This window comes from Caulobacter sp. GW821-FHT10A10 (genome assembly GCF_059415745.1).
In genome coordinates, this window is the sequence record NZ_JBWKNV010000001.1 from 12,737 (window position 1) to 33,334 (window position 20,598).

The following is a 20,598-nucleotide window of genomic DNA, read 5'->3' on the forward strand; positions in this document are numbered from 1 at the left end:
GGAGAAACCGCCGTGCAGAACAGACGCCTGTTCCTGGCCCAGGGCGCCGCCCTCGCCGCCGTCGCCGCGCCGGGGCTCGCTTCCGCCCGCGACAGCCTGCCCGTCTACCGCGCCGCCGACCTGGCCGACAGCGTCGGCGTCTGCACCCACTTCTCGTGGGGAAGCACTGTCTACACCACCAAGTTCGACAAGCTGCTGCCGCTGATCGTCGACGCCGGCATCAGGCACATTCGCGAAGAGGTGTTCGTCAAGACCGACTACCCCTACAACTATCCCTACTTTCAGAAGTGCCGGGCGCTGGTGGCGCAGGGCGTGCGCTTCTGCTGCATCGCCGCCCGCATCAACCCGGAACCGACCACCGACGACTTCCTCTATATCGAGAAGACCTATGACAACATGGACGGCGGGATCGAGTATTTCGAGGGCGTGAACGAGCCCAACCTCTCCGGCTACGCCAACTGGCAAGAGGCGAGCGTGCAGATGCAGATGTACCTGTACAACGCCGTCCGAAGCTCGGCCAAGCTCGGCAGTGTCGGCGTCGTCGCCCCCAGCTACACCGGCAACGCCGGCGGCGTGGTCGGCGACATCAGCAGCTACGTCGACTACGGCAACGTCCACTCCTATCCGGGCGGCAACCATCCCGAGACGGTCAGCGCGGGCGGCGTCGACCGCTACATGGCGGCAGCCCGGGTGAACACGCCGCAGAAGCCGGTGATCTCGACCGAGACCGGCTATCACAGCGCCATGACGACGACCAAGTCGCACCCGCCCACCCCGCCGGAGATCATCGCCCGCTACCTGCCGCGCCGGCTGATGATCCAGTTCATGCGCGGGATGACACGCTCGTACCTCTACGAATTCGCCGACTCGCGGGAGCGCGGCGACGCCGATCCGGAATCCCACTTCGGCCTGGTCGACGCCACCGCCACGCCCAAGGCCTCGTACTTCGCCGTGAAGAACCTGATCGCCATGTTCGCCGACACGGGCGACGGCGGCTACGCCAGCAACGTCGACATCTCGGTCTCGGGCGGAACCAGCGTCTACGCCGCCGTGTTCCAGCGCTCCGACGGCGACTACCTGGTGCCGATCTGGCGGGGCGTGGCCGACTACAACCCGACCACCCGCACCCTGATCGAGACCACCAGCGAGGCCGTGCAGCTGGACGCCGCCGAGGCGCTCACCCTGGTGGACGTCCGCGCCCTGACCAACGCCGGCGAGGTGGTCACCACCGTCGATGGCCGCCGGGGGACCAGCTTCAACCTGGCGGTCGACAGCGCCATGCGGGTGGCCCGCTTCCGACGCTAGCGCGCATCCGTCGCCAGCGCTTTCGCCGCGACGGCTCAGCCGGAGGGTGCTTGTGCGGGAACGGCGCTGGTTCCAGTCTCATGGCGAAGCTGGATGCCCGCGATGCGTCATCTGTCGACGTCGCTCCCCGCCATCCCCGGCGCCGCCCGTCTCGAAATCCTCAACCGGCGGATGGAGGGCCTGCGCGCCCTGGCCGAGATCCAGTCGCTGCTGGCCAGCAGCGACGTCGGCGTCGACGACTTCATGCAGATCGTGGTCGACAGCGTGCATCGCCTGCTGCCCGGGCGCGGCGCCGTGGTCGAGCTCGTCGACGGCGACCAGATGGTCTATCGCGCGGTCAGCGAGGGCTATGCCCAGCACCTGGGCCTGCGCCTGCCACGCGCCGGCAGCCTGTCGGGTCTGTGCGTCGACCAAGCCGCCATCCTGGTGTGCGAGGACAGCGAGACCGATCCGCGCGTCGACCGCGACGCCTGCCGCCGGGTGGGGTTGAGCTCGATGGTCTGCGCGCCCCTGTTCGACGGCGAGCAGGCGGTGGGCGTGCTCAAGGCCATGGCCGGCGAGGCGGCCGCATTCGACATTGAGGAGATCGAGCTGCTGCGCCACATGAGCCAGACGCTCGGCGCGGCCATCGCCACGCGGGTGGGAGTCAGCGACCTGCGCCGGCTGCTGCAGGAGCGGACGGCGGCGCTCGAGCGGGTGGAGCGACGCAACCAGCGGCTGGCCCAGCTGACCCTCGACCTGGCCGACGCCAAGCACGAGGCCGAGACGGCCAACCGCGCCAAGTCGGAGTTCCTGGCCGCGATGAGCCACGAGTTGCGCACGCCGCTGAACGGCCTGGTCGGGTTCTCGGAGCTGCTGGCCCGCGACGCCCTGTCCGGCGACGAGCGCGGGCGCTATCGGGGCTTCGTGCGCGACGCGGCCAAGGCCCTGCTGGCCATCGTCGACGACATTCTGGACCTTTCCCGCGTCGAGGCCGGCAAGCTGATGCTGGAAGACGGCGTCGTGGCTCCCGCGCGACTGGTCGATAGCTGCGCGGCCATGGCCCGCCCCGACGCCGAGGCCAAGGGGCTGGCGCTGACCATCGAGATCGCGCCGCAAACGTCGGACGCGATCGCCGGCGACCCGACCCGCCTGCGCCAGGTGCTGCTGAACCTGGTGACCAACGCCGTTAAGTTCACCGCCGAGGGCTGCGTCACCCTATCGGTCGCGCCCACTGGGGTCGAACGCCTGCGCTTCACCGTCGCCGACACCGGTCCGGGCATCGCCCCCGAAGCGCTGGAGCGCCTGTTCCAGCCGTTCGGCCAGGTCGATTCCACCATCCATCGCCGCTATGGCGGCACGGGCCTGGGCCTGGCGATCTGCAAGCGGCTGGTCGAGCTGATGGGCGGAACGATCGGCGTCGACAGCAAGGTCAGCCAGGGCTCGACCTTCTGGTTCGAGATCCCCGCCCGCCCCGCCGACCGCCCGGCCGATGACGATCCGCCCGCCATGGCCGCCAAGGACGAGCCTCTGCGTATCCTTGTCGTCGACGACGCCGAGATGAACCGCGCCCTGGCCGAGGCCGTGCTGCGCTCGGCCGATCACGCGGTGGACTGCGCCGACGGCGGGGCGGCGGGTGTCGAGGCCGTGCGCGCGCGGGCCTATGACGTGGTGCTGATGGACGTGCGGATGCCGGGCATGGACGGCCTGGCCGCGACGCGGGCGATCCGCGCCCTGCCCTTCCCGGCCTGCGCCACGCCGATCCTGGCCCTGACGGCCAATGCGGTGAAGGCCGAGATCGACGCCTGCCTGGCGGCCGGCATGGACGGCCACGTGGCCAAGCCGATCGACATCGTCACCCTGCTGACACGCGTGCGCGACGCGGCTCGGCTCAGCCGCACGCGGCGGTAGACGAGCCGATCGTCACCATCTGCTCGCGCCGCCCCAAATCCGCCTCTCCCCGCGAAGGCGGGGACCCAAGCTGACTTTCAGGAGGCGGCTCGGCCGTGGATCACTTGCAGGCTCGGCTTGGATCCCCGCCTTCGCGGGGATGCGCGGTAAGAGGGGGGGGCGAGGCGCCGAACGCCTCCTCAATCCCCGATGAACCGGTACCCCACGCCCGGCTCGGTCAGCAGGATCTTCGGATGGGCGGGGTCGGCCTCCAGCTTCTGGCGTAGCTGGCCGACGAAGACACGCAGGTACTGGGTGTCGTGCATGTGGGCGGGGCCCCAGACCGAGGTCAGCAGCTCCTTGTGGGTCAGCACCTTGCCGCGCCCCAGGGCCAGGCGGGCCAGCACCTCGTATTCGCGCGGCGAGACCTTCACCACCGCCCCGTCGCGGGTGACCAAGCGCTTTTCGAGATCCAGCTCGACGGCCCCGGCGCGGATCGGCCCGGCCGGCGCCTGGGTCGCCGCCCGCTGGCGCAGGGCCACCCTCAGTCGGGCCAGCAGTTCACCCACCCCGAACGGCTTTTCCACATAGTCGTTGGCGCCCTTGTCCAGCGCGTCGATCTTCTCGATCTCGCGGTCGCGGGCCGACAGGATCAGGATCGGGCCGTCATAGAAGGCGCGGGCCTTCTCCAGCACCTCCTTGCCGTCCATGTCGGGCAGACCAAGGTCCAGCACCACGGCGTCGGGCGACCACAAGGCGATGCCGCGCAGCCCCTCCTGGCCGCCGTCGGCGCGCAGCGGGTCGTAGCCGGCGGCGTCGAGCGCGGGGGCGAGGAACCGGTGGATCTGCGGCTCGTCGTCGATGACCAGGATGCGGGGGCGAAGCGCGCTCATGACCTGCTCATAGCAGATGGTGGGGCGTGGCGACGCCCTTGGGCAGGCTGATCAGCATCCGCGTGCCCTTGCCGTCGTGGATCGGGCTGGCGGCGGCGATGCGCCCGCCCATGGCCTCGACGAAGCCCTTGGCGATGGCCAGGCCAAGCCCCACGCCCTGGCTGGCGCCCGGCGAGCGGTCGCTGGGATCCTGCAGGCGACGGAACTTCTCGAACACCCGCTCCAGATCCGCCGGCGGAATGCCCCGCCCCTCGTCCTCGATGCTGATGACCACGTGGGCGCGGTCCTCGTAGGCGGCGACCTCGATGCCCGCGCCGGGAGGGCTATAGGCGATGGCGTTCTCCAGGATGTTGACCGCCACCTGCTCCAGCAGGTTCGGGTCGGCCTGAACCAGGCTCAGGGTCTCGGGGAAGTCTCGCACCAGCACCCGGCCGTCCAGCCGGCGGGCCACCCGGTCGGCGGCGGCGGCCAGTACGTCGCGCGCGTCGATCCAGTCGGTGCGCAGCTTCAGGCCCCCGCCCTCGATGCGGGTCATGTCCAGCAGGTTGGCGACGTAGCCGTTGAGCCGCTCGGCCTCTTCCTTGATCCCCAGCGCCAGGTCGGCGCGGGCCGGGGGCGCGAGCTTGTCGCCATAGTCGATCAGGGTGGTGGCCGCCCCCAGCACCGTGGTCAGCGGCGTGCGCAGGTCGTGGCTGATGGAGTTCAAGAGGGCGTTACGGAAGCGGTCGGAGCGGCGCAGGGCCTCGGCCTCGACCGCGCCCGCGGCCAACTCGGCGCGCTGCAAGGCCACCGCGCCCTGGTCGAGCAGGGCCAGCAGCAGGCGTTCCTCGTCTGAGCCGGAAACCACGGTCCCGGCCTCGATCCCGGCCACGCCGGCGCGAGCGCCCAGGCCCTCCAGCGGCCAGAAGGTCCAGGCGGCCTGAGGCAGGGTGCCGGTGCCCGCGCCGGCCGGTTCGCCCTTCTCCCAGGCCCAGCGGGCGGCGGCCATGGGGGCGGTTCCCAGGTCGATCATGTCGGGCGCGCCGGCGGCGGGAGCCAGTTCCTCGCCCTCCGGCAGGAAGACCACGGCCCGCGCGCCCGAGGCGGCGGCGGCCTGCTCGGCCAGGGCCTTGGCGACCGCGGCCTTGCCAGAGGCGGCCGAAAGCGTGCGGCTGGCGGCCAGCAGGCTGGTCACCCCCGCCGCCCGCTTCTGCGAGCCGATGGCCTGGTCGCGCACGCGCCCCGCCAGTCCGCCGGTGGCAAGGGCCACGGCCCAGAACACGATCAGGGTCAGCACGTCGGTCGGCGAGCCGATGGCCAGGCTGTAGCGCGGGGCCAGGAAGAAATAGTTGTAGACGAGGAAGGCCGCCGTCGCCGCCGCCAGGGCCGGGCGCAGGCCATGCATCACCCCGGCCGCCAGCACGGCGGCCAGGTAGATCATCCCCAACTCCACCCGGTCGAAGGCCGTATCCAGCGCCCAGGCGACCAGGCTGGCGGCGACCACGAAGCCGCCGCCGGTCAGGTAGGCGGGCCAGTCGAAGCGACGCGGTCCGGGAACCCGCGGCTCGGCGCCGCCCTCCCCGCCCGCGCCGGTGACCACGTGGATCGCCTCGCCCCGCGCCTCGCGCAGCAGGGCGGCAGCCAGCGAACGGCCCGTGAGTTCCTTCCAGCGGGAATCGCGGGATTTTCCGATCACGATCTGGGTGACGTTGTTGCGCCGCGCCCAGGCCATGACGGTGGCGACCACGTCGGCCCCGGTCAGCACCACGGTCGAGCCGCCCAGCTGCTCGGCCAGTTTCAGGGCCTCGCGGGTGCGGGCGGCGGCGGTCTCGGGCGGCGGCGGACGGTCGGGACGTTCCACATGGGCCAGGGTCCAGGGCGCGTCCATCATCATGTCCGACAGCCGCCGGCCGGCCCGAACCAGCATGGAGGCCATGGCGTCGCCGCCGGCCAGGACGAGAATCCGCTCGCCCGCCGCCCACGGCCCCTCGACGCCCTTCTCGCGCATGGCCGCGACCAGCTGGTCGTCCACCGTCTGGGCCGCACGGCGCAGGGCCAGTTCGCGCAGGGCCGTGAGGTTCTCGACCTTGAAGAAGTTCTCCGAGGCCAGGCGCGCCGTCTCGGGCACATAGACCTTGCCCGCCGCCATCCGCTCGCGCAGCTCGTCGGGGGTGATGTCGATCAGCTCGATGTCGTCGGCGCGGGCCAGCGCGCTGTCGGGCACCGTCTCGCGCTGGCGGGCGCCGGTGATGCGCAGCACCACGTCGACCAGGCTTTCCAGGTGCTGGACGTTCAGCGTGGTCCAGACGTCGATGCCGGCCGCCAGGATCTCTTCCACGTCCTGCCAGCGCTTGGGATGGCGCGAGCCGGGGGCGTTGGAGTGGGCGTATTCGTCGACCAGCAGCAGCTTGGGCCGTCGCTCCAGCGCCGCGTCGAGGTCGAACTCCAGATAGCTGCGGCCCCGGTTCTCGACCGGACGGCGGGGCAGCACGTCGAGCCCCCGCAGCAGGCTCTCGGTCTCGCGGCGGCCGTGGGTCTCGACCACGCCGACCAGCACATCCTGGCCTTCGGCCTTGCGACGGCGGGCGGCGCGCAGCATCTCGTAGGTCTTGCCCACGCCCGGCGCCATGCCCAGGAACACCTTGAGGCGCCCCCGGCGGGCCTTGTTGGCGGCCGCCAGAAGCGCCTCGGGGTCGGGGCGGCCCCTTTCGGGGTATGAAGAGGGGTCGCCCGCCAAGGCCTAGCCGACCATCGGGAAGCGCGCGTCCAGGGCGCGGTTGACGTCCAGCACATTGACCCGCGGCTGGCCGATGAAGCCCAGCAGCGGCGGCTTCACGGCCGCCTCGATCATGGCCAGCACCTCGCCGCGCGGGGCGTTGCGGGCGGCGGCGATGCGCGGGACCTGCAGGCGGGCATAGGCCGGCGAGACGTCCGGATCCAGGCCAGAGCCCGAGGTCGTGACCGCGTCGGCGGGAATGACCGCGCCGTGAAACTCGTCCCGCAGGGCGGCGGCGTCGGTCTTCTCGCGCTCGATCAGCTTGTCGTTCAGCGGACCCATGTTGGAGCCGCTGGAAGCCGACGCGTCGTAGCCGTTGCCGGCGGCCGAGGGGCGGCCGTGCAGGTACTCGGCCTTGGCGAACACCTGGCCGATCAGCTCGGAGCCGACCACCTGGCCATGGCGGTCATGAACCAGCGAGCCGTTGGCCTGGGCCGGGAACGCGGCCTGGGCCACGCCGGTGATCGCCAGCGGATAGGCCAGGCCCAGAAGGACGGTGAACAGGCCCATCGAGACGAGGGCCGGACGAAGATGCTTCAGCATGTGGGCCTCCTCTAGAACACGGCCTTGAGCGTGGCGACGGCGCGGCTGTCGTACAGCTTGCCGAAGTCATGCTCGGACGTGTCGTGATAGCGCAAGTCCAGCGCCAGCTTGTCGGTGAAATTCCAGGTCCCGCCCAGATTCCAGGTCGTGTAGTCGCCGGGGCCGGCATAGGTCTGGCGCCCCAGGGCGGCCGAGACGCTGATGGCCTTGGCCAGCGGATAGCTGCCGTTGACCTCGTAATAGGTCGCCTCTTCGGCGGTCCCGAAGCCGTCGGGGCTGTAGAACACCGCGGCCCCTACCCCGCCCTTGCCAGCCGGGACGCTGGCGGCCACCTTGAGCTCGGCGTTGCCGTAGTCGGCCCCGCCCGGCGCGCCGACATAGCCGTAGTAGATGACGCCCAGATCCAGGGTCGCGGGACCGAGGTTGGGCTTGTAGCCGGCATAGAGGTCCACCTCGGCGTCGGTCTTGTCGCCGAAGTCGACGTTCGAGGCCCAGACGCCGGCGTAGACCTTGCCGGCGGTCAGGTCGGCGCCGCCGAAGACCTGCGGATCTTCATCGGTCTGGCTGACGCCCCGGAACACGTAGTCGGACGCCGCGCCGAGGTTGAAGGTCACGCTGGGCGCCTCGGCGGCGCGAGCGGCGCCGGCCATGGCGAAGACCAGGCCCGAGGCCATCAGCAGCGAAGAAAACTTGGACATTGAAAGAGCGCCTTTCACGACGCGAGGAGTTCGGCGGCCTTGGCCGCCAGGAAGACGAGCCCGATCGCCCCGAGGCCGAAAACCAGGTCCGGAACGATCGGGCGGTTCATCAGGCCAGGCCGAGGGCCGAGACGATCATGTCGATCAGCTTGATGCCGACGAACGGGGCGACCAGGCCGCCCAGGCCGTAGATCAGGAGGTTGCGCGACAGCAGCTTGCCGGCGCCTATTGCGCGGTACTTCACGCCCTTCAGGGCCAGCGGGATCAGGGCCACGATCACCAGGGCGTTGAAGATCACCGCCGACAGGATCGCGCTCTGCGGGCTGTGCAGCTTCATGATGTTCAGCCCGCCCAGCGCCGGCAGGGCGACCACGAACATCGCCGGGATGATGGCGAAGTACTTGGCCACGTCGTTGGCGATCGAGAAGGTTGTCAGCGCCCCGCGGGTGATCAGCATCTGCTTTCCGACCTCGACGATCTCGATGACTTTCGTGGGGTCGCTGTCGAGATCGACCATGTTGCCGGCCTCGCGGGCGGCCTGGGCGCCGGTCTGCATCGCCACGCCGACGTCGGCCTGGGCCAGGGCGGGGGCGTCGTTGGCGCCGTCGCCGCACATGGCCACCAGCCGCCCCTTGGCCTGCTCGGCCCGGATCAGCCGCAGCTTGTCCTCGGGGGTGGCTTCGGCCAGGAAGTCGTCGACGCCGGCCTCCGAGGCGATGGCCGCGGCCGTCACCGGGTTGTCGCCGGTGATCATCACCGTGCGCAGACCCATGCGGCGAAGGTCCGCGAAGCGGGCCTTCACGCCGGGCTTCACCACGTCCTTCAGGTGGATGACGCCGACCAGGGCGCCGTCCTCGCTGACCGCCAGCGGCGTGCCGCCCGAGCGGGCGATGCGGTCGACGGCGGCGGCCACCTCGGCCGGGATGCGCTTGGGATCGATGGCCAGGCTGCGATAGACCGCGTCGACCGCGCCCTTGCGCCAGGACTGGCCGGCGAAATCCAGGCCCGACTGGCGGGTCGCGGCGCTAAAGGCGATCGAGGTCGCGCCAGCCGGGGCTTCAAGCGAAAGGCCCTGCTGGCGGCCCAGTTCGACGATCGAGCGGCCTTCCGGCGTCTCGTCGGCCAGCGAGGCCATGACGGCGGCGCGCAGGGCCGCGTCGGGACGCACGCCGGGGGCGGCGATCACCTCGGTGGCCATGCGGTTGCCGAAGGTGATGGTGCCGGTCTTGTCGAGCAGCAGGGTGTCGACGTCGCCGGCGGCTTCCACCGCGCGGCCCGAGGTGGCCAGCACATTGACCTTCAGCAGGCGGTCCATGCCGGCGATGCCGACGGCCGAGAGAAGCCCGCCGATGGTCGTCGGGATGAGGGTGATGAACAGCGCGCCCAGCACCAGCGGGTCCAGCGCCACGCCCGAGAACTTGCCCAGGCCCAGCAGCGTCACCACCGCGATCAGGAAGATCAGGGTCAGGCCCGCCAGCAGCACGGCCAGGGCGATCTCGTTGGGCGTCTTGCGGCGGTCGGCGCCCTCGACCATGGCGATCATGCGATCGAGGAAGGTCGAGCCGGGCGCGGCCGTGACCCGCACCTTGATCCAGTCGGAGACGACCGTGGTGCCGCCGGTGACGGCCGAGCGGTCGCCGCCGCTTTCGCGGATGACGGGGGCGCTCTCGCCGGTGATGGCGGCCTCGTTGACGCTGGCCATGCCCTCGACGATCTCGCCGTCGGTGGGGACCACGTCGCCGGCCTCGACCAGCACCAGCTCGCCGGGAACCAGCTTGTGGGCGGGGGTCGGGATCACCGTGCCGGCCTGGTCGTCGATGATCAGCTTGGCCTTGGTGGTGACCCGGGCGGCGCGCAGGCTGTCGGCGGCGGCCTTGCCCCGGCCCTCGGCCACGCTCTCGGCCAGGTTGGCGAAGAGGACGGTGGCCCAGAGCCACAGCGAGACCTGCACGGCGAAGCCCGCCGCCTGCTGGGCGACGATCGCCGCCACGGCCGAGACGCTCGACAGGAGGGCCACGATCCAGGTCGCGAAGATCACCGGATTGCCGGTCAGCTTGCGCGGGTCGAGCTTGAGGAAGGCGTCCTTGGCCGCGCGGGCCAGGATCGGGGCGGAGAGGCCGCCGGCCAGGCTGGCCGGCTTGCGCCGACCGCCCTCGCCCGCAGCGGTTTCATAGGTGGTCATGGGAGTATCGCTTTCGATCAGCGGCTGGCGGCGACGAAGGCGAGCGCCTGGAAGTGCTCGACGATCGGCCCCAGCGCCAGAGCGGGGAAGAACTGCAGGCCGCCGAGGATCAGGATCACCCCGATCAAGAGGCCGACAAAGAGGCCGCCGTCGGTCGGCATGGCGCCGGCCGTGGGGGCGAGCTTGGGCTTGGCCGCGAGCGCCCCGGCGATGGCCAGCACCGCGACGATGGGAGCAAAGCGCCCGAACATCATCGCCAGGCCCAGGGTGACGTTCCACCAGGGGGCGTTGGCGGTCAGGCCCGCGAAGGCCGAGCCGTTGTTGGCCGTGCCGGAGACGTAGGCGTAGAGGATCTCCGACAGGCCGTGCGGCCCGGCGTGCATCAGGCCTTTCAAGGCTTCCGGCAGGATCGCGGCGAAGGCGGCGAAGCCCAGCATGAACAGCGGGATCACCAGCACCGCCAGCATCGAGAACTGGATCTCGCGGGCCTCGATCTTCTTGCCCAGATATTCCGGCGTGCGACCCACCATCAGCCCGGCGACGAACACCGCCAGCAGGGCCATGACGACCATGATGGCCACGCCCGAGCCGATGCCCCCGGGCAGGATCTCGCCCAGCTGCATCAGGAACATGGTCACGCCCCCGCCAAGCGGCATCAGGCTGGAATGCATGCCGTTGACCGAGCCGTTGGAGGCCCCCGTGGTCATGGCCGCCCACACGGCGGTCGAGGGCGCGCCGAAGCGGACCTCCTTGCCTTCCATGTTCACGCTGGTGTCGACGTGGGCGGCGACCTGGGCCGGAGGGGCCTGGGTCTCTGTCACATAGATCGCGGCCGCGCCGGCGCTCAGCAGCACCATGGCCGCCACGACCAGGGCGCGGACGTCCTTCTTGGCCAGCACGCTGCGGCCGAAGGCGAAGAAGGCGGCCCAGCCCAGCACGTTGATCGACACGGCCGTGATCAGGTTGGTCAGCGGGGTGGGGTTCTCGAACGGGTGGGCGGAGTTGGCGTTGAAGATGCCGCCGCCGTTGATGCCCAGCTGCTTGACGGCCAGCTGGCTGGCGGTGGCGAACAGCGAGATCTTCTGCTCGCCGCCCTCCAGCGTATGGGCGGTGACGCCGGCGGCCAGGGTCTGGGGCACGCCCAGGGCCACGAGCACGATCGCCACGACCACGCACAGCGGCAGCAGCACCCACAGCGTCGTGCGGATGACGTCGCTCCAGAAGTTGCCGACGTCCTCGCCCTTGCTGGCCAGGAAGCCGCGCGCCAGGGCCGCGGCGATCGCCGCGCCGGTGGCGGCCGAGACGAAGTTCTGCACCGTCAGCACCAGCATCTGGCTCAGCGTCGACATGGTGGTCTCGCCGCCATAGCTCTGCCAGTTGGTGTTGGTCACGAAGCTGACGGCGGTGTTGAACGCCAGGTGCGGCGAGAGGCCGGCGAAGCCCTGCGGGTTCAGCGGCAGCACGCCCTGCAGGCGCAGCACGCCATAGACGAGAAAGAAGCCGACGGCGTTGAAGGCCAGCAGGGCGCCGGCATAGCCGATCCAGGTCTGGCCCTTGCGCGGGTCGATCCCGCCCGCCGCGTAGAAGAGACGCTCGACCGGCGCCAGCACGGGATCGAGCCAGGTGCGCTCGCCGTTCCAGACGCGCGACATGTAGACGCCCAGCGGCCAGCCGATGCCGACCGCCAGGCCAAGCGTCAGGGCGATTTCCGCCCAGCCTTGCCAGTTCATGTGAGTTATCCGAAGAGCGTCAGAAGCGGTCCGGCCGCATCAGCGCCGTGACCATGTAGGCCGCGACGACGATCGCCCCGGCTCCCCAAAGCGCGTTCACGAACAAGGTCATGCGCGCCTCAATGCGATGGCGAAGAGGCCGAAGGCCGCAAACAGCCCTCCGCCCAGCGCCAGGAAAATGATGTCAGCCACGTTCGGCCTCCTTCCAGTTGGCGCGGAAGGGACCACGGAGCCGCGTAAGGGCTCCATTCGGGAGATGTGAGCCGCGCATAAGCGCCGCATAAAGACCGGCGACCGCGGCAAGCCATGCTGCAACGCAGCGCGTTCAAGGGTGCAGTTTGGCGAGACCAAGGTTTTCGGCAAACTTTGCCGGCAGCCTTAGAAACAAGGCGTTATCGTGACAAGCGCCCGCTTTCCGAACAACTTGCCGCCGCGCGGAAATTTACTCTTGTTTGCATCGCAAAATCGCGAAACGGTGGCAGCCGATCCAAGTCACGCGCGTTCTGGGCTCATGTCACCGCTGTTTCCAACCTTGGTCATCGTGGCCCTGCTGGCTCTGCTCATCTGGCCCAGCATCGAGCCCCGCCTGCGCCGCCGCGGACGCGGCCGCAGCCGTCGTCGCGGCTATTTCCGGGATTAGGGTCTGGGATTAAGGCGCGATCCAGGGCGCACGCTGCTTCCCTCCTCCGTAAAATCCCCGCGAAAGCGGGGACCCAGGCTTTTGAGCCCTTCCCCCTTGAGGGGGGAAGGGTTGGGATGGGGGTGACACGGCATGTCCGCCCGCACGGCCTCATCGAGCCTGACCGCCGCAACCACCCCCAACCCCGGCCCTTCCCCCATCAAGGGGGAAGGGAGAAGGAGAGCTGACGGGCACAGACGAAGCTGAATCCCCATCGACTGCGGATCAAACCCCAACCAATCCAACCCCTTGCAACTTTCTCACCGCTCTGGATCAGACGCGCTCAAACCCGCTGCATAATAACCCCGTCTCGCCGCACCGAAGGGGCGCGCGGCCAGCGACCATGCGGCGGCGGGATGCGATCGAGCGGGATTGGGGCGGATTGGGAAGATCCGTCGCGTCCGGGGACCTGGCGCTGGCCAGGCCCGCCCGCCGTCGGCTTGGACGAGGATTACAGAGCGCCCCTCTCCTCGTCGCCGCCCGAAGAGGAAACTCCGAGGATGGTCCTGGTAAGGCGTTAAGAGCGCCGCCGCCCGGGAAGCCGGCAGCCAAACGACCGCGCGGAGCGCCTAGGCTTCGTCGAAACGGTAACAACACAAAGCACTCCGGGCGTGGCCCGGCGCTCCGCTCTCCTTCATCAACTCGCAGCGAAAGCGCGGGGACGCCCACCCGTTCCCTCTCCCCTTGCGGGAGAGGGTGGCCCTGCGGAGCAGGGTCGGGTGAGGGGTCTCTCAGATCTCAAAGCCGCGTGCGGCGGTAAGGCAAGACGGAGGCGTCCCATATTTGAGAGCCCCCTCATCCGACGCCTATCGGCGCCACCTTCTCCCGCAAGGGGAGAAGGGACGCGGTTACGACTCCAGCTCGATGTCCCAGTAGAGATAGTCGAGCCAGCTGGCGTGCAGGTGTCCCGGCGGGAACTTGCGGCCGCGGTCCTGGAGTTCGTGCATCGAGGGCCGGCGCGCCGTGTGGAACGGGTGCATGCCCGCTTCGCGCGGGGTGCGCCCGCCCTTGGCCAGATTGCAGGGCGCGCAGGCGGTGACGATGTTCTCCCAGGTGGTGCGGCCGCCGCGCGAGCGGGGGATCACGTGGTCGAAGGTCAGCTCCTCGGGCGAGCCGCAGTACTGGCAGCTGAAGCTGTCGCGCAGGAACAGGTTGAAGCGGGTGAAGGCCGGCGGCCGCTCCTGCGGCACGTACTGCTTCAGCGACACCACGCTGGGCAGCTTCATCTCGAAGGACGGCGAATGGACCACGTGATCGTAGGTCGAGACCACGTCGACGCGGTCGAGGAACACCGCCTTGATCACCTCCTGCCATGGCCAGAGGGACAGCGGATAATAGCTCAGCGGCCGATAGTCGGCGTTGAGCACGAGCGCCGGCATGCCGGACGGGGGACGGGTCAGCACCTGCATCAGGGCCTCCCGCTCATGGAACCGACGAGGTCCCTATGGGGCTGGTACGCGGTCGGACTGAAGACGGGCCTCCTTCCTACGCAAATCAGGGAATCGCCATTCATTCCCGGACGCACAGAAAGGATGATCCCAATCAGCGACAGAACCAAGACGAAGCTTGCGAAAGTTCGGCCCCTAAGCCGTCAGGTTGATCTCGCCGCGCCGAACGCCGCCATAACAGGCCCAAAGAAGATGCGCCGCCACGCCGCGATAAGGCTTCCAGGCCTCGGCGCGGACATAGGCGGCCTTTTCGTTGGGGCGAACCTCCAGCCCGTCGGCCCAGCGCATGGCCTCCTGCAAGGCGACGTCGCCGCCAGGGAAGACGTCGATGCGGCCCTCGCAGAACATCAGGAAGGTCTCGGCCGTCCAGCGGCCGATCCCCTTGATGGCCACCAGGGCCGCCACCGCCTGCGCGTCGGGCATGGCCTTGAGGGCGTCGAAGTCGCAGGCGCCGGAAAGGTGCGCCCCGGCGATCTCGCGCAGATAGCGCACCTTGGGCCGCGACAGGCCAAGGCCTTGCAGCGCCGGATCGTCCAGCGCCATCACGGCGTGCGGCGTCAGTTCGGGCAGGCCCGCCTGCACCCGCGCCCAGATGGCCGCGGCGGCGGCCACCGAGATCTGCTGCTCGACGATCATGCGGGCCAGGCCGGGAAAGCCGCCCGGCCTCAGGCGCCATTCGAAGACGGGCGTGACGGCCTCCAGCCGGCCAAACAGCGGGTCGGTAGCGGCCAGGTGGGCGCGAGCGGCGGCGATCAGGTCGGGGGTGGGAGCAGAGGCGGAAATCACGCCGGCGAGGAAGCCCTCGCCGGGGATCGCTGGCAATCCGAAACTTGCGGTCGCGAGCGGCGCTCAGCCGATGGCGACGATCTCGACCTCGCCGCCGGCCACCGTCGCCGTATCCCCGACGCCCTTGCCCATCAGCGCCCGGGCCAGGGGCGAGACGTAGGAGACCGAGCCCTTGGCCGGGTCGGCCTCGTCCTCGCCGACGATGCGGAAGGCCTGGGTGCGGCCGTCCTCGCGGTCGAAGGTCACCGTGTCGCCGAACTGCACGCTGGTGCGGCTCTCGTCGCGCTCGACCGGCTGGGCGGTGCCACGGCGGGCCGACCAGTAGCGCAGGTCGCGGGTGGCGCGGGCCATGGCCGTGCGATCCTCCGCGACGCCGCCGGCGGCCTGGGCCGCCGCATAGGCGGCCCGAGCGGCGGCGAACTCGGCCTCGATCATCGCCAGGCCTTCGGCCGTGACGAGATTGGGCTGGGTCGAGATCGGACGGTCGGGAAGGTCGGCGGCGAAGGCCTCGGCGTCGCCTTCCTTGGTGAAGGCCACGCTCATCGGGCGTCTCGCGAGGAATGGGAAAAGACAGTCATCAGACGGAAACCCGAGGTGTCGCGGGTCGTTCCGCCGGCTCGGCTATGGCCGAGCATGGCGCCGGTTTCAAGTCGGGGCGACGCACCCCGGCGGCCGCCCCCGGATCAGGCCGTGGCGGCCGCGACGGACATTTCGTCCTTTTGGAGCTCTCTTGGAGCCTTAGAGCGCGATCGCCAGCACGGCGCCGGCGACGGCGACAGCGGCCACCAGGAAGTAACCGATGGCGACACGGTCGAAGACGCCTTCAAAGGCTTCGAAGCTACGGTTGGTCATGACACACATCCTTGAAGTTTGGTTCGCGCCGACCCCCTCGGCCAGCGTGGTCCAGCGGCGGTCTCTTGATCGGCCGATCCATCTGAACGATGCTTAGATAACACGGATCTGAGCGACGTCAAGATATCTTGACAATGTTTGGATGAATTTTCGCTACGTAAGGGATAGAGTGCCGCCCGATGACTCTCGCCTCGCCCGAAGCCGCCCGCCCCTATCACCACGGCGATCTCAGCCGCGCCCTCGTCGAGGCCGCCCGGCGGATCCTAGAGACCGACGGCCCGGCGGCCCTGTCGCTGCGCGCGGTGGCCCGCGAGGCCGGGGTCAGCCCGGCCGCGCCCTACCACCACTTCAAGGACAAGGGCCAGCTGCTCGACGCCGTCGCCCACGAGGGTTGGGTGGCGCTGGACGAGGCGCTGATGAAGGCTCGCCACGACAGCGAGAGCGACCGCCAGCGGATGACCAATCTCGGCGTGGCCTACGTCACCTTCGCCCGCGACAACCCCGCCCTCTACCGGGTGATGTACGACTGCTCGCGCGACAAGGACGCCCTGCCCGACCAGATGAAGGAGGAAGGGGCCTACTGCCAGGTGCGCAACACCATCGCCCACCAGGCCGGCCCCGGCGTCTCGGAAATCGACCTGGAGCTGGCGACCATCGCCGCCTGGTGCGCCGGTCATGGCCTCGCCGAAATGAGCGGCTTCAAGCAGTTCGCCGGCCTGAAGACCATGCTCGGCGGCGAGGAAGCCTTCCTGAAGGCGGTGTTCGACCACCTGGGCATGTTCGCCAAGTTCGATCGCGGATGAGGCCGATGACCTCTCTCCTCCCCCGTGCAACGGGGGAGGGGGACCACGAAGTGGTGGAGGGGGCGAGACTGGGCTCCGTGCCGGCGGTCGCCCCCTCCGTCACGCTGCGTGTCCGCAGCGCGCCACCTCCCCCGTTGCACGGGGGAGGAGCTTGATGCGCCCCTTCACTACCCGCTTCGCTCCCTCCCCGACCGGCTTCCTGCATCGCGGCCACGCCTTCTCGGCGCTGACGGCCTTTCAGGCCGCTCAGGAAGCCGGCGGTCGCTTCGTCCTGCGCATCGAGGACATCGACGCCCCCCGTAGCCGGCCCGAATACGAGGCGGCGATCCTGGAGGACCTGGCCTGGCTGGGCCTCGAATGGAAGCAGCCCGTTCGCCGCCAGTCCGAGCACTTGGCCGACTACCACGCCGCCATCGACGCCCTGCGCGAGCGCGGTCTCGTCTATCGCTGCTTCAAGACCCGCAAGGAGCTCGATATCGGCCGCGCGCCGCACGAGCCGGCCGTCCCCTATCGCGGCGCGCCCCTGGCCGAAGCCGAGGAAGCCGAACGCCTGGCGCGCGGCGAGGCCTTCGCTTGGCGGCTGTCGCTGGACGCGGCGCAGGCAGCGCTGGGCGGCTTCAAGGCCCTCAGCTTCGTCGAGCAGGGCGCGGGTCCCGACGGCGAGACGGGCCTGATCAAGGCCCGCCCCGAAACCGCCGGCGACATCGTGCTGGCCCGCAAGGACGTCGGCGTCGCCTACCACCTGGCCGTGGTCCTGGACGACGCCCTGCAGGGGATCACCCACGTCATCCGCGGCCACGACCTGTTCGAGGCCGCCCACATACAGCGCCTGCTGCAGGCCCTGCTGGACCTGCCCGTCCCGACCTACCGCCACCACGGCCTGCTGGTCGGACCGGACGGCAAGCGCTACGCCAAACGCGACAAGGCCCAGACCCTGCGCGAATTGCGCGCCGCCGGGGTGAGCCCGCAGGCGCTGCGGGCGGAAATGGGCGTCTAGCCGCCGCCCCCCGCCTGCTCCACCAGCTGGCCCATGGCCTTCAAATAGCGGGCGAAGGCGGCGCGGCCGGTGTTGGTCAGCCGCACGCGGGTCAGGGGCTTGCGGCCGACGAAGCTCTTGTCGATCGAGACATAATCGGCCTCCTCCAGCTTGCGCAGGTGGATGGAGAGGTTGCCCTGGGTGACCTCCAGCAGGTTTTTCAGCTCGGTGAAGTCGGCGACCTCGGCGCTGGCCAGGTAGGCGACGATACCCAGCCGCACCCGGCCATGGATGACGTCGTCGAGCCCGCTGATGTCGAACCGTTCCGCCACGCCCGCCTCAGACCGCCGCGCGCTGAGCTTGGCGCATCATGAAGAAGCCGGGGATCATCATGAAACCGAACAGGCCGATGCTCGCGAACAGCAGGTAGAGGTCGGCGCGGTCGATCAGCACGCCCATCGCCACGCCGCAGACCAGCCAGCCCAGCGAGACCGCCAGCGTCCAGGCCCGCTTGCGCAGGGCGAAGACGGCGTACCAGACCGCCCCTTGGATCACGAACACCACCGCCGGATGGAACAGCCAGTAGCGGAAGTCGTGATGGCGGGCGGCGGCCACGGCGAAGACGATGATCAGCGCCAGATTGGCCAGGCCCGCGCCGGTGAAGGCGGCGTTGATGGCCCGGCTGGCCACGCCGGCCTTGGGCTTGCGGCGCTCGACCACGATCACGATCGTCATCAGCACCACGAAGATCACGGTCGGCAGCCAGGCCAGGATCAGGTTTCCCAGCCCCCCAAGCTGCAGCAGGCGCTTCTCCTGAGCGAAATAGACCAGGGTCTGGACGCCGTAGAGCAGGCCAGCCGAGCCGTAGAGCGCGCCGCCGGCCACGCCGATCCCGCCCCGCTCGGCGCCGCCCTCGGCGAGGCCGCGCAGGAAGGCGAGATCGTCCTGCACCGTCTTCAGATTGTCGCTCATGCGCGGGCTCCCCTCGATCGCATCATGCCGGGTCACAGGATTCGCCCCAACAGCGGCATGCGGCGCAGGGCCATGGTCAGCAGCCAGCTGAGCGCGCTCGCCCCGACGAACACCGCCGCGCCCTTGGCCAGGCCGCCCCAGGCTTGCGGCAGCAGCAGCCAGGCCAGCCACGAGGTGAAGACGTAGTGCAGCAGGTACATGCCGTAGGCGTTGGCCTGCAGGCTGGCGCCGATCGGACCGGTCTTGCGGGCGAAGCGCAGGAAGGTCGCCAGGGCGGCGAACGACAGGGCCGCGCAGGCCAGGGCGAACATCAGGCCGCCGAACAGGTCCAGGAACGGCCGGGGCGGCGGGTTGGGCGAGAAGGCCACGATCAGGGTCGCCACCCCGCCGACGATCGGCGCGATCGGGGCCAGTTGCCAGACCCACCAGCGCTTAGCGAGCTTGCCGTCCGGATCGGTCAGCCCCTGGCCGACGCCGGCCGCGCCGACGGCGACGCCCGCCAGGAAATAGACGAGATAGTGACCGATGCGGGCGGTCTGCATCGAGAACGGCCCGACCATGGTCCAGTGGCCGAACGGCGTGGTCATCGACAGCGGCAGATAGGCCGTCAGGCTGACGGCGACGAGGCCGAGGAAGAACCGGCCGGGCCTGGCCTCCGCCCCCTTGGCCAGACGCCCGAGGGCGTCGATCGCGCCGGGGGCCAGGGCGTGCAGCCCCGTCACCACCGCGCCGAAGGCCAGCAGCACCCACAGGAACCAGGCTGGGCCACTGGGCCAGAACGGCAAGTGCGTCCAGGCCTGAGCGAAGGCGTCCAGCGACGGCGCGCCGCCCGATTGCAGCCATGCGGGATAGTAGGCCAGCGGCGCCAGCAGGCCGGCGCCGATCACGAACGGAACGCCGAGGCGCAGCGCCCGCCCCTTCAGGAAGCCGCCCGCGCCCTTGGCCCGCAGGCCTTGCGCGACGAACAGGCCCGAGATGAAGAACATCAGCGACATGAAGAACATGTCGTTGACCAGGGTCAGGATCCCGAACGCCCCGACCTTCTGCGGATCGACGACCGGAAAGGCCGTCCACAGGATCGGCGGGGCGTCGAACGCCTTCGGGGCCGGCGCGTAGGGGTGATAGGTCATCGCCGTGTGGTGGGCGATCACCAGCAGGGTGACGAAGGCGCGCAAAGCGCCGATCGGGGCGTTGCGACCGTCGCCGACGGTCGGTCTCTCCAGGGTCTTGAGCGGCGCGTGCATGGCTTCCTCCCCCACCCGTCTCGGTGGCGAGCCGCACACTGTATCAACTAGTTTGTTTTGTAAACTAGTTAGAGAACGGCGTTCAAATTGAAAACCGGAGCTCGGCGCAACCTGCCAATCAGGGGCATGGCGGGACGAGTTTACGTAGGTCGCTGCCGACCCGACGAACGATTACCGAGACCTTCGCCCTCATCTCCGAGCATCCCCGCGAAGGCGGGGACCCAAGCCGAGTCGGCGGATGATCCACGGCCGCGCCCCATCCTGGGAGTCAGCTTGGATCCCCGCCTTCGCGGGGATACGCGGCCTCTCCATGCAGGTGATGGAAACCTAGGCCGCCACCTGCGCCGCCTTGGCCGCGCGGGCCTCGCGCAGCAGGCCGATGGCCCGCAGCGCCATCTCCAGGCGCGAGACGGCGAACAGGCCCACGCCCAGCACCACGAAGCCGTCGGTCAGCAGCACGGCGTTGATGTGCCAGGCCTGGGCTTCGGATTCGAGGAAGGCCTTCAGGGCGAAGCGCACGACGAACAGGCCCAGCAGGAACAGGATCGCCGCCGGCGAAGGCTTGGTGTTGAGCTCGTGGGTGTCGGGATCGATGGCGATCGGGATCAGGCGGCCGCGCCACCAGCCGACCGTCGCGCCCACGACGAAGATCAGGCCCAGCCACAGCCAGTCGCTTCCATGCGGCGTGAACTGCACGAACAGGAAGACCGTCGCGGCGACCATGATCGCCGGCAGGATCCACATGAACTCCAGCTTCAGCCGCCGCTCCTTGTTCATGGCGCGGAAGCGCAGAGCGAAGACGATGGCGACCACGAGGGCCGTGACGCCATAGCTGATCAGTTTCTGGTTTCCGTGATCCACGG

The 20,598-nt window shown here is 69.7% G+C and carries 17 protein-coding genes; 4 read left to right on the forward strand and 13 right to left on the reverse strand.

Translation table 11 applies throughout. The features are described 5' to 3' along the window. The first annotated feature begins 12 nt into the window (after positions 1-12). Positions 13-1,305, forward strand: coding sequence for a hypothetical protein (locus AC07NS_RS00055; protein WP_494600519.1), 1,293 nt, complete (start codon positions 13-15; stop codon positions 1,303-1,305). Between the two features lie 102 nt (positions 1,306-1,407). After that, entirely contained in the window at positions 1,408-3,195 is a 1,788-nt protein-coding gene (locus AC07NS_RS00060) for an ATP-binding protein (protein ID WP_494600521.1), read from the forward strand. 179 nt (positions 3,196-3,374) lie between these two features. On the opposite strand, the gene AC07NS_RS00065 is transcribed toward AC07NS_RS00060, so the two are convergent. The 9 genes from AC07NS_RS00065 to greA all read right to left on the reverse strand — a co-directional run bounded on the left by AC07NS_RS00065 (position 3,375) and on the right by greA (position 15,431). Further along, positions 3,375-4,067 carry a response regulator gene (locus AC07NS_RS00065; RefSeq protein WP_487288613.1) on the reverse strand — a complete coding sequence of 231 codons (693 nt, stop codon included), beginning with the start codon at positions 4,065-4,067 and terminating at the stop codon, positions 3,375-3,377. 7 nt (positions 4,068-4,074) lie between these two features. Further along, positions 4,075-6,675 carry a DUF4118 domain-containing protein gene (locus AC07NS_RS00070; protein WP_494601831.1) on the reverse strand — a complete coding sequence of 867 codons (2,601 nt, stop codon included), beginning with the start codon at positions 6,673-6,675 and terminating at the stop codon, positions 4,075-4,077. 111 nt (positions 6,676-6,786) lie between these two features. After that, a complete protein-coding gene (gene kdpC, locus AC07NS_RS00075; RefSeq protein ID WP_494600523.1) occupies positions 6,787-7,365 on the reverse strand; it encodes a potassium-transporting ATPase subunit KdpC in 579 nt (192 codons plus the stop codon). Between the two features lie 11 nt (positions 7,366-7,376). Then, a complete protein-coding gene (locus AC07NS_RS00080) occupies positions 7,377-8,063 on the reverse strand; it encodes a TorF family putative porin (RefSeq protein ID WP_494600527.1) in 687 nt (228 codons plus the stop codon). Positions 8,064-8,172: 109 nt separating this feature from the next. Further along, positions 8,173-10,245 carry a potassium-transporting ATPase subunit KdpB gene (kdpB, locus tag AC07NS_RS00085; RefSeq protein WP_494600530.1) on the reverse strand — a complete coding sequence of 691 codons (2,073 nt, stop codon included), beginning with the start codon at positions 10,243-10,245 and terminating at the stop codon, positions 8,173-8,175. Positions 10,246-10,262: 17 nt separating this feature from the next. Further along, positions 10,263-11,975, reverse strand: a complete 1,713-nt coding sequence (kdpA, locus tag AC07NS_RS00090) for a potassium-transporting ATPase subunit KdpA (protein ID WP_494600532.1) — start codon at positions 11,973-11,975, stop codon at positions 10,263-10,265. 1,527 nt (positions 11,976-13,502) lie between these two features. Further along, entirely contained in the window at positions 13,503-14,066 is a 564-nt protein-coding gene (locus tag AC07NS_RS00095) for an HNH endonuclease (RefSeq protein ID WP_494601832.1), read from the reverse strand. Positions 14,067-14,237: 171 nt separating this feature from the next. Further along, positions 14,238-14,924, reverse strand: coding sequence for a DNA-3-methyladenine glycosylase family protein (locus AC07NS_RS00100; protein ID WP_494600534.1), 687 nt, complete (start codon positions 14,922-14,924; stop codon positions 14,238-14,240). A gap of 27 nt (positions 14,925-14,951) precedes the next feature. After that, positions 14,952-15,431 carry a transcription elongation factor GreA gene (gene greA / locus AC07NS_RS00105; RefSeq protein ID WP_494600536.1) on the reverse strand — a complete coding sequence of 160 codons (480 nt, stop codon included), beginning with the start codon at positions 15,429-15,431 and terminating at the stop codon, positions 14,952-14,954. A gap of 488 nt (positions 15,432-15,919) precedes the next feature. Between greA and AC07NS_RS00110 the strand changes: the two genes are divergently transcribed. Continuing rightward, a complete protein-coding gene (locus tag AC07NS_RS00110) occupies positions 15,920-16,543 on the forward strand; it encodes a TetR/AcrR family transcriptional regulator (RefSeq protein WP_494600538.1) in 624 nt (207 codons plus the stop codon). 154 nt (positions 16,544-16,697) lie between these two features. Continuing rightward, on the forward strand, positions 16,698-17,540 hold the full coding sequence (gluQRS, locus tag AC07NS_RS00115) for a tRNA glutamyl-Q(34) synthetase GluQRS (protein WP_494600540.1): 843 nt from the start codon (positions 16,698-16,700) through the stop codon (positions 17,538-17,540). On the opposite strand, the gene AC07NS_RS00120 is transcribed toward gluQRS, so the two are convergent. The 4 genes from AC07NS_RS00120 to AC07NS_RS00135 form a co-directional block, all read right to left on the reverse strand. Beyond that, complete coding sequence (locus tag AC07NS_RS00120) at positions 17,537-17,851, reverse strand: winged helix-turn-helix domain-containing protein (protein ID WP_494600542.1); 315 nt, start codon at positions 17,849-17,851, stop codon at positions 17,537-17,539. The two genes, gluQRS and AC07NS_RS00120, sit on opposite strands and share 4 nt — an antisense overlap. Before the next feature lie 7 nt (positions 17,852-17,858). Then, on the reverse strand, positions 17,859-18,491 hold the full coding sequence (locus tag AC07NS_RS00125) for a hypothetical protein (RefSeq protein WP_494600544.1): 633 nt from the start codon (positions 18,489-18,491) through the stop codon (positions 17,859-17,861). A 32-nt stretch (positions 18,492-18,523) separates the two neighbouring features. After that, positions 18,524-19,735 carry an acyltransferase family protein gene (locus AC07NS_RS00130; protein WP_494600546.1) on the reverse strand — a complete coding sequence of 404 codons (1,212 nt, stop codon included), beginning with the start codon at positions 19,733-19,735 and terminating at the stop codon, positions 18,524-18,526. Positions 19,736-20,062: 327 nt separating this feature from the next. After that, positions 20,063-20,596, reverse strand: coding sequence for a CcdC protein domain-containing protein (locus tag AC07NS_RS00135; protein WP_494600548.1), 534 nt, complete (start codon positions 20,594-20,596; stop codon positions 20,063-20,065). Between the last annotated feature and the right edge of the window lie 2 nt (positions 20,597-20,598).

Coding starts and splice junctions, on each gene's coding strand:
- kdpC (WP_494600523.1), bottom strand. CDS start 7,365: ATGCTGAAGCATCTTCGTCCGGCCCTCGTCTCGATGGGCCTGTTCACC.
- AC07NS_RS00110 (WP_494600538.1), top strand. CDS start 15,920: ATGACTCTCGCCTCGCCCGAAGCCGCCCGCCCCTATCACCACGGCGAT.
- AC07NS_RS00125 (WP_494600544.1), bottom strand. CDS start 18,491: ATGAGCGACAATCTGAAGACGGTGCAGGACGATCTCGCCTTCCTGCGC.
- AC07NS_RS00060 (WP_494600521.1), top strand. CDS start 1,408: ATGCGTCATCTGTCGACGTCGCTCCCCGCCATCCCCGGCGCCGCCCGT.
- kdpB (WP_494600530.1), bottom strand. CDS start 10,245: ATGACCACCTATGAAACCGCTGCGGGCGAGGGCGGTCGGCGCAAGCCG.
- AC07NS_RS00080 (WP_494600527.1), bottom strand. CDS start 8,063: ATGTCCAAGTTTTCTTCGCTGCTGATGGCCTCGGGCCTGGTCTTCGCC.
- gluQRS (WP_494600540.1), top strand. CDS start 16,698: ATGCGCCCCTTCACTACCCGCTTCGCTCCCTCCCCGACCGGCTTCCTG.
- AC07NS_RS00130 (WP_494600546.1), bottom strand. CDS start 19,735: ATGCACGCGCCGCTCAAGACCCTGGAGAGACCGACCGTCGGCGACGGT.
- kdpA (WP_494600532.1), bottom strand. CDS start 11,975: ATGAACTGGCAAGGCTGGGCGGAAATCGCCCTGACGCTTGGCCTGGCG.
- AC07NS_RS00070 (WP_494601831.1), bottom strand. CDS start 6,675: ATGGCGCCGGGCGTGGGCAAGACCTACGAGATGCTGCGCGCCGCCCGC.
- AC07NS_RS00065 (WP_487288613.1), bottom strand. CDS start 4,067: ATGAGCGCGCTTCGCCCCCGCATCCTGGTCATCGACGACGAGCCGCAG.
- greA (WP_494600536.1), bottom strand. CDS start 15,431: ATGAGCGTGGCCTTCACCAAGGAAGGCGACGCCGAGGCCTTCGCCGCC.